Source organism: Hoylesella buccalis ATCC 35310, assembly GCF_000177075.1.
Taxonomy (GTDB): Bacteria; Bacteroidota; Bacteroidia; order Bacteroidales; family Bacteroidaceae; genus Prevotella; species Prevotella buccalis.
Genome location: NZ_ADEG01000009.1, coordinates 42,816 through 50,229, shown reverse-complemented (window position 1 = coordinate 50,229; position 7,414 = coordinate 42,816). Strand labels below are relative to the sequence as shown.

Genomic DNA, 7,414 nt, shown 5'->3' with positions numbered 1-7,414 from the left:
TTGTAAGCATGGATTGTACCATTTTGGCGCAGTCTAATGTATTATATAGGTCTCTTTACGGTAATGATTTTCATATCGACGTGGGCTCTGACGTTGTCTGTTCAACTTTGATAGGCAGTTGGAAGAGCCTCAGTTCGTGGAATAGACAATAGGACGATTCCACACTTGAACCTAAACTTCGCACTTAACTAACTGATAATAAGAAGTAAGATATCATAATGAGAATGCTTTGATACCAAATTATTCCCATTACAAATCATCTTGTTCTACTTATAAATTTAATTTCCCAAAACTAATAGGAATGCACAAAGTTTGTTGCTTCTCCAATGTTTTTAAATTAACTTTCATTTACACTTGGTTGTGTGTTATGCCCTTCTGGGGCATATCGCCTCTGGCTTGATGTTATTATAGACAAGCTCCATCAAGTAAACGTAACAACTTTCTTCCATCAGTCAAGACATTAGGAGACCATGCCATAGTCGATGATGATTATGGCACGGTCGTCATAATTTCGGGCACATCAAAATCCTATACCTGCACCGGCAACGAGATAGACATGGTCGTTGGTGGGTGAGACTATTGCTTGAACAAAGAGTGGTATCGAGAATTTACCAGATATTCCAAAACTCTTCGATGCTTTCAGCGATACATCGGTTATTGCGGCCTTGCCGTTATAGTAGCCTTTCCATGGTGTAAAGCCAATTGATGGCGTCAATGTCACTTCGACCGGGCAAGCGATGTCGTATGACGCATTGATGTAAGTTGAACAGCAACGCTTGTCGCTGTCCGTACGCATATCGGCTCCGGCAAACCATGTTGACCAACTGAGAGTAAGAGGCAGTTTAGTGCTGAAGTTGTAAGCAACAGTCGCCTCAAAGTGATGGCCTCCATCTATGGGATTGTCTGTTGGACCTTGCTTGTAGTAACCGTAAGGATTATGCAATCCGCCCCACCAATAATCTGTCAATGTGGTTGATAATCCACCAATGGAGTAAGATAGATTAATGTCCAGTTCTTGAACGTCGCGGTCAGCATTATTTGTCAGACTCTGACTACACCATGCCGACAGGGACAATCCTTTGTACGACAAGCCAAGACTAGGCTGCACCGAAAAGCCGGAGTTCTGGTCCATTCCACGCCATACGTAGTTATTTACCAAGTCAATGTTGCCATTCACGGTTACTTTGTCTTGTGCGGAAGCGGCTGACGATAAGGTCATGACCGCTCCCAAAATAGATGCGAAAATAATTTTTATCTTCATCATTTTTGTGAAATCAAGATTGGTTTAAGTTTATCAAGAGCTACATTCAGTTTCAATACATTTACCTTTGCAGGACCGAATAGGCCAAGCAACGGACGTTCAATGGATTTCTCAACCAATGTTGCAACTTGCTTTTCATCGAGATGCCTTGCGGCAGCTACTCGTTTCACCTGCACCCGAGCTGACTGCGGAGTGATGTCGGGGTCGAGTCCCGAACCGCTCGCCGTCACCATTTCAGCCGGCACGTCCTTGCGCTCAAGGTATGGATGATGTATCAGGAAAGAGTCTATACGTGTCTCCACTTCGACAAGATATTCGGGATTCGTAGGTCCCTTGTTGCTGCCACACGAGTTGGCAGCATCATATCCATCGCCTGCACACGAGGGTCGTCCCCAAAAATATATGTCTTTGGTGAAGTACTGCCCTACGTTGGCTACACCTACCACTTTGCCATCCACTTCCACAACTTCGGCATTACCATTTCCCGGACCTGCCACTTTGCCAAAAATCCATAATACCATTACATAACCGAGGTACAGGAACATGCACAATACCATCGTTAGCCTGAAAGCTACTATAAAATTTTTCATATCTGTATTTCAATTAAAAGAATAAACCTACGATTAAATCAATCAGTTTGATACCCACAAATGGAGCAATGATACCTCCCACTCCGAATATCAGCAGATTGCGTCGGAGCAAAGCGCTTGCCCCTATCGGCTTGTACTTCACGCCACGCAATGCCAAGGGGATGAGCAGCGGGATGATGATGGCGTTGTAGATGACGGCCGAGAGAATGGCACTCTCGGGAGAATGAAGATTCATGACGTTCAGAGCTGCAAGTTCTGGTATGGATACCATGAAGAGGGCAGGCACAATGGCAAAGTATTTCGCCACATCGTTGGCGATGGAGAAGGTGGTGAGTGTGCCACGTGTCATGAGCAATTGCTTGCCAATCTCAACGATCTCAATGAGCTTTGTCGGGTCGTTGTCAAGATCTACCATATTACTAGCCTCCTTGGCCGCTTGAGTACCGCTGTTCATGGCCACACCCACGTCGGCCTGTGCCAATGCTGGAGCATCGTTGGTGCCGTCGCCCATCATGGCAACGAGTTTGCCGTTCTTCTGCTCTGCTTTAATATAGTTCATTTTGTCTTCTGGCTTAGCCTCGGCAATGAAATCATCCACTCCAGCTTTCTCTGCGATATATTTGGCAGTCAGTGGATTGTCACCAGTCACCATAACTGTCTTCACACCCATCTTATGCAGACGCTCAAAACGCTCACGGATTCCTTGTTTAATTATGTCCTGTAGTTCGATGACTCCAACAACTTTTTTGTTGACAGTCACAACAAGAGGTGTACCGCCATTGCCAGTTATGGCTGTCACGAGACAAGAGATATGCTCGGGAAAGGTGTAGCCGGCATCCTCGGTAATATGACGCATGGTTTCGAAGGCTCCCTTGCGAATCTCTGTGCTGTCCTTCAACACGATGCCCGACGACTTCGTCTCGGCAGTAAACTTTATCATGTGGGCACCCTCGGTGTGCAATGCCCTCATCCTGAATCCGTCGTTTCGTCCAAGCTCTACTATTGACTTTCCCTCGGGAGTATCGTCGGCAATTGAGGAAAGGAGGCATGCCTGTTCAAATTCGGCCTTATCCACCCCTTCGGCAGGATAGAACGCAGTGGCCTTACGGTTGCCAATGGTGATGGTTCCTGTCTTGTCAAGCAACAGCGTATCCACGTCACCCGCTGTCTCCACAGCCTTACCGCTTTTAGTGATGACATTGGCACGCAGCGCACGATCCATACCGGCAATACCGATGGCAGAAAGTAGGCCGCCGATGGTTGTTGGTATCAGGCAAACGAATAATGAGAGGAACGAGGCTATGGTGATCACTGTACCCGTATAGTCGGCAAAGGGCTTTAAAGTGACGCAGACTATCAAGAACACCAATGTGAACACTGCCAACAGAATGGTAAGTGCAATCTCGTTAGGGGTCTTCTGACGTGATGCACCCTCCACGAGGGCTATCATCTTGTCGAGGAAACTCTCGCCAGGTTGCGTAGTGACAACCACACGGATATGGTCGCTAAGCACTTTTGTACCACCAGTGACACTGCTCTTATCGCCACCGGCTTCGCGGATGACTGGGGCAGACTCACCTGTGATAGCACTCTCGTCGATGGAGGCAAGTCCCTCAACAATCTCACCATCGGCAGGAATAACATCGCCGGCATCGCACACAAACTCGTCGCCCTTCTTCAGAGAAGAACTGCTGACGGTTTTGATATTACCGTTCACATACAGCTTTGCTGGCGTCTCCTCGCGCGTCTTGCGTAGGCTGTCAGCCTGAGCCTTACCACGTGCTTCGGCTATGGCCTCGGCAAAGTTGGCAAACAGCAGGGTGACGAAGAGGATAAGCAAAACCCATGCGTTGTAGGCAAACGAGCCTTGCTCGCTGCTAAACGCCGAATAGATGGTCACGGGCAGCATAACGGCAGTGCAAATCTCCACCGTGAACATAATGGGGTTCTTTTTCATCTGCCTCGGGTCGAGCTTCACAAACGACTGTTTGATGCTCGCTATAACAAGTTCTTTTTCAAATAGATTGTTCATAACTTACAATGTTAAGTGTTCAGCGATTGTACTTAGTGCATGTACGGGGAAGAACGACAAGGCTGCCACGATGAAGATGACGGCAAAGGTCATCACACCGAATGTAACGGTATCAGTTTTCAGCGTTCCTGCACTTTCGGGAATATATTTTTTCTTAGCAAGAATACCAGCTATTGCCACCTGACCTACGATGGGCACAAAACGTCCAAGGATAAGCACTATGCCACACGAATAGTTCCAGAACCAGGTGTTGTCACCCAAGCCCTCAAAGCCGGAACCATTATTGGCGGCCGACGATGTGTATTCGTAAAGCATCTCGCTCAGTCCGTGATAGCCGGGATTGTTGAGCCATCCGCCCTCACTTGCAACGAACTCAGGAGCATGAACGAAGAGGTATGCCGCCAATGCAGTGCCAACGAGAATAATAAACGGATGGAGCAAAGCTACCATCGAGGCTATCTTCATCTCGCGTGCCTCCACCTTATGCCCTAAGAATTCAGGAGTTCGTCCCACCATCAGTCCACTGATGAACACTGCAATGATAAGGAAGGTAAAATAGTTCATCCAGCCAACACCAACACCGCCAAACCAAGTGTTTATCTGCATATTCAGCATCTCTATCATTCCCGACAATGGCATGGTGGAGTCGTGCATTGAGTTGACCGAGCCATTGGAGGTGACAGTGGTAGTGACACTCCACAATGCACCAGCGGCCGAACCTATGCGCACTTCCTTGCCTTCCATAGCTCCTCCATTCTGTGCAATCCCCATGGCACATATCCGTGGATTGCCGTTCATCTCCTGATACATGTTGATGCCCACACCCACAAGATAGGCAAAGAGCATCACTCCAAAGATGCTATAGCCCAACTTGCGGCGTTTCAGATAGAAGCCGAATGCAAAAGCCAATGCCATCGGGATAATCAGGATACTACAACACTCTACTATATTTGTAAGGTAAGTGGGGTTCTCAAGCGGATGCGATGAATTCACGCCGAAATAACCGCCACCATTCGTTCCAAGTTGTTTGATGGACACGATGGCTGCCGTAGGGCCTTGCGACACCTCCTGTTTCTGACCTTCAAGGGTGGTCAGCTCCATTTTTCCGTCGAAGCCCATGGGTGTACCTTCCACTATCAGAATCATACCTACAACTAAAGACAATGGCAATAAGATGCGGGTAGTGCTCAACACCAGATAACGCCAGAAGTTACCAATAGTCTGCGTTGTTTTTGCCGCCAAACCCTTCATGATACCAGCCATTGCTGCCATACCTGTAGCGGCTGTGATGAATTGGAAGAGCATGATGACAAAGAGCTGCGTGAAATAAGTCAGACCGCTCTCACCGCTGTAGTGCTGCAGGTTGCAGTTAACCATAAACGAGATACAGGTATTGAAAGCCTGGTGGCATGTCTGTCCGATGTTGCCGTCGGGGTTGAGAGGCAATACTCCTTGTGCTACCAAGAGCACCATACCCCACACAAACCAGAAGAGGTTCACCACAAGCAGTGCACGGAGAAACTTCTTCCAGTCCATCTCCTCGTCGGGATTCACACCGCTCAACTTATACATAAGGCGTTCCACCGGCTTCATGAAGTCGAGGTACGTTCGTTCGCCTTTATACACTCGGGCAATATACTTGCCAAGTGGCCAGGCGAGTCCCACCATAACGACAATCTGTAGGATTACTCCCAAAACTTCCGTATTCATACGTCATTTAGAATTTTTCGGGCTTGATGAGTACGTACATTAGGTACGCAAAAACCACCAAGCTGATGATAAATAATGTTGTGTACATAATCTCTACCTCCTTTTTAGATTTTCTCGAACCAGTCGATACATTTGAAGAATAGCCAGAAGCAGCCTATGCCGCTCAACAAGCAAATTGCGAAACCGATTGTAAACAAATCCATTTTCTTTCTGTTTTTAAAAGTTATACATAAATGTTTTTAAAAGTGCGATTTCTCGCCATGGCAAAGCTCGAGTAAACTCGACTTTGTTCATATGGCTTAACGAAATCGTTGTCACCTTATGTATCGCAATGGATGTGCCAAATATGTTTTTAATCATATATTATACTGTGTATCAATATCATACAAAGATAAAGATTGAAAATGTAGCAAATAAAAACCCTTCCAAAATGAAATAAACACATTCACTTTGGAAGGGCGGGAATGACAGTGTGGAGCATTTATACGGTTATCCCATATTCTTCAATCTTACGATAGAGAGTGGTAAGTCCGATTTTGAGCAGTCGAGCCGTTTCTGTCTTATTGTCGTGAGTATGGTGGAGAACCTTGATGATGTGGTTGCGCTCCACACTCTTCAGGTCAAAGGAATCATTGGCTACAGCGGATGTATTGTCCGAAAGCATGTCTATAGGCAGGTCATGATTAGTGATTTCGCTTTCGCATACGATGATGGCATGCTCTACGGAATTCATCATTTCTCGCACATTACCTGGCCATGGATAAGACAAGAACAAATTCTTTGCTTCGGAAGACAGCACAGGGGGTGGGCAACCAATTTGCTTGGCATAGCGCTCAATGAAATGCTGGGCAAGCGGCAGTATGTCCTCCTTGCGCAGGCGCAATGGTGGAAGTTCTATGCGAAACACGGAAAGACGGAAATAAAGATCTTCGCGGAATCGCCCATTGGCTATTTCTTCTTTCAGATTGCGGTTGGTGGCTGAAAGGATGCGCACATCTACGTGGGTAGTCTTTGTGTCGCCAACTTTCACAAATTCTCCAGTCTCAAGCACACGCAGTAGCTTCGACTGCAACTCAAGCGCCATTTCACCAATCTCATCGAGAAACACCGTACCATGATTGGCTTCCTCCAATAATCCTTTCTTATCCTTCACAGCACCAGTGAATGCCCCAGCCTTATAGCCGAAAAGCTCACTTTCCAGCAATTCACGGCTAAATGCCGAGCAGTTAAGAGCAAGAAATGCCTCACTGCTTCGATGGCTTGCATTGTGGATAGCTTGGGCAAAGACTTCCTTGCCAGTACCGGTCTCACCGTTGATGAGCACGGTAACATCTGTTGTAGCCACCTTTTGGGCTTGTCGGAGGACGTCAGAGATTGCAGTTGATTTTCCTACAATAGTGTCAAACGTATGCGATTTTGCCGTTGTGGCACTTGGCTTCTTTTTCTTATTTTCTGACGCAATGACATCTATTGCACGGCTCACGATAGGGATAATCTTGCGGTTGTCATCACCCTTGACAATATAGTCAAAAGCCCCATTCTTGATGGCCTGCACGCCGTCGGGAATGTTGCCGTTGGCGGTGAGGAGAATTATCTTGGCTTTAGGAGCCAACAATTGCAGTTCCTGCACCATATCCACGCCGTTGCCATCAGGCAGGAACACGTCGCAGAGCACCACCTGCACTTCATTGTTCTTTAAGGTATATATAGCCGTGGCACGGTCTTTTGCTTTTAGTACCTCATAACCTTCCAGTTCCAGCATGCGTGAGAGGAGCATACGGATGGTTGGTTCATCGTCAATAATAAGTATCTTGTTCATAG

The 7,414-nt window shown here is 46.9% G+C and carries 6 protein-coding genes; all 6 read right to left on the bottom strand.

Going from position 1 to position 7,414, the window contains the following annotated elements:
* Positions 1-520 precede the first annotated feature (520 nt).
* Positions 521-1,264, bottom strand: coding sequence for a TorF family putative porin (locus tag HMPREF0650_RS00705; protein WP_004347520.1), 744 nt, complete (start codon positions 1,262-1,264; stop codon positions 521-523).
* A complete protein-coding gene (locus tag HMPREF0650_RS00700; protein WP_004347518.1) occupies positions 1,261-1,851 on the bottom strand; it encodes a K(+)-transporting ATPase subunit C in 591 nt (196 codons plus the stop codon). Before HMPREF0650_RS00700 ends, HMPREF0650_RS00705 begins: the two co-directional genes overlap by 4 nt.
* A gap of 13 nt (positions 1,852-1,864) precedes the next feature.
* The gene (gene kdpB, locus HMPREF0650_RS00695; RefSeq protein WP_004347517.1) at positions 1,865-3,883 is read right to left on the bottom strand and encodes a potassium-transporting ATPase subunit KdpB; all 2,019 of its coding nucleotides are present in this window, start codon (positions 3,881-3,883) and stop codon (positions 1,865-1,867) included.
* Between the two features lie 3 nt (positions 3,884-3,886).
* On the bottom strand, positions 3,887-5,593 hold the full coding sequence (gene kdpA, locus HMPREF0650_RS00690) for a potassium-transporting ATPase subunit KdpA (protein ID WP_004347515.1): 1,707 nt from the start codon (positions 5,591-5,593) through the stop codon (positions 3,887-3,889).
* A gap of 7 nt (positions 5,594-5,600) precedes the next feature.
* Positions 5,601-5,681 carry a potassium-transporting ATPase subunit F gene (locus HMPREF0650_RS12535; protein WP_004347514.1) on the bottom strand — a complete coding sequence of 27 codons (81 nt, stop codon included), beginning with the start codon at positions 5,679-5,681 and terminating at the stop codon, positions 5,601-5,603.
* Positions 5,682-6,074: 393 nt separating this feature from the next.
* Positions 6,075-7,412, bottom strand: coding sequence for a sigma-54-dependent transcriptional regulator (locus HMPREF0650_RS00685; RefSeq protein ID WP_004347513.1), 1,338 nt, complete (start codon positions 7,410-7,412; stop codon positions 6,075-6,077).
* Positions 7,413-7,414: the final 2 nt, after the last annotated feature.

Bases quoted from the DNA above. Each gene is read 5' to 3' on its own strand.
- kdpA (WP_004347515.1), bottom strand. From the start codon at position 5,593: ATGAATACGGAAGTTTTGGGAGTAATCCTACAGATTGTCGTTATGGTG.
- kdpB (WP_004347517.1), bottom strand. From the start codon at position 3,883: ATGAACAATCTATTTGAAAAAGAACTTGTTATAGCGAGCATCAAACAG.
- HMPREF0650_RS12535 (WP_004347514.1), bottom strand. From the start codon at position 5,681: ATGTACACAACATTATTTATCATCAGCTTGGTGGTTTTTGCGTACCTA.
- HMPREF0650_RS00705 (WP_004347520.1), bottom strand. From the start codon at position 1,264: ATGATGAAGATAAAAATTATTTTCGCATCTATTTTGGGAGCGGTCATG.
- HMPREF0650_RS00700 (WP_004347518.1), bottom strand. From the start codon at position 1,851: ATGAAAAATTTTATAGTAGCTTTCAGGCTAACGATGGTATTGTGCATG.
- HMPREF0650_RS00685 (WP_004347513.1), bottom strand. From the start codon at position 7,412: ATGAACAAGATACTTATTATTGACGATGAACCAACCATCCGTATGCTC.